Origin of the sequence: Halomonas sp. AOP25-F1-15 (genome assembly GCF_052378675.1) — a bacterium.
GTDB classification, from domain to species: domain Bacteria; phylum Pseudomonadota; class Gammaproteobacteria; order Pseudomonadales; family Halomonadaceae; genus Vreelandella; species Vreelandella casei.
On the sequence record NZ_JBQSXV010000023.1, the window covers coordinates 1 to 1,061 of the forward strand.

General features: G+C 58.3%; 1 protein-coding gene. It reads right to left on the minus strand.

What is annotated here, in order from left to right; genetic code table 11:
* The coding region (locus ACT3TF_RS17175; protein WP_444672639.1) for an amino acid adenylation domain-containing protein at positions 1–1,046 on the minus strand (1,046 nt) is incomplete at its 3' end.
* Positions 1,047–1,061: the final 15 nt, after the last annotated feature.

Below are 1,061 nucleotides of genomic sequence, written 5' to 3' on the forward strand. Positions count from 1 at the left end.
AGCGCCTCCAGAGTGACTATCACCCCAGGCACCATATAGTCCGGTAGCTTTTGTCCCAGCGTTTCGCGTAGCGAGGGGGTATTGAGTTCAGCGTCGATTTGGGGAACCACATAAGCCACCAGCCTAGCTCCGCTAGGCCCCTCTTGGGCAACCACCACTGCCTCGCGTATCTCCGACAGGGCTAGCAGTTGGGCTTCGATCTCGCCTAGCTCAATACGGAAACCGCGCACTTTGATCTGATGGTCAATCCGCCCCAAGTACTCAAGCTGCCCATCCTCCCGCCAACGCACTAGATCACCGGTTCGATAGACCCGTTCGCCCGCCATAAAGGGGTCGGCCACAAAGCGCTCCGCCGTCAGTTCTGCACGGCCTAGGTAGCCCCGCGCTAAGCCCACACCACCTAGATACAACTCCCCCACCACCCCGAGGGGTGCCAAGTTGAGCGCACTATCCAAAACGTACAACTGCGTCGCCGCAATCGCCCTTCCCAGGAAAGCTTGGCAGCCCTTAACTTGATCCGTCGCTGACCAAATCGTGGTCTCAGTGGGGCCGTACATGTTCCACAATTCGATCCCCTGAGTTTGCAGATCCTCAGCCAAATCAAGTGGCAAGGCCTCACCACCACATAGCCCCTTAAAGCCTTCCATTAGCGGAGCCGCCGCCCATGGCCAACCTGACGAGCGTAGCAACCGCCAGCCGGAGGGTGTCGCCTGCAGAACCGTCGCTTTTTCCTGATTGAGTAACTCTCCCAAGGCCCTGCCATCTCGAGTCGTCTCGCGGCTCGCCAACACCACCCTTGCTCCGCTGATCAATGGCAGATACAGCTCCAGCGCGGCAATATCGAACGATAGTGAGGTCACCGCCACCAGAATATCGTCTGGGCTTAGGCCTGGGGCTTCCTGCATGCTTAATAAGAAGTGACTAAGGGCGTGATGACGCACCATTACGCCCTTGGGCCGCCCGGTGGAGCCCGAGGTATAAATGACATAGGCGAGATGTTCGCTGTGCAGTGCCATCTCCGGGTTGGTTGACGCATGATGCGTCACATCCAAGCGATCCAG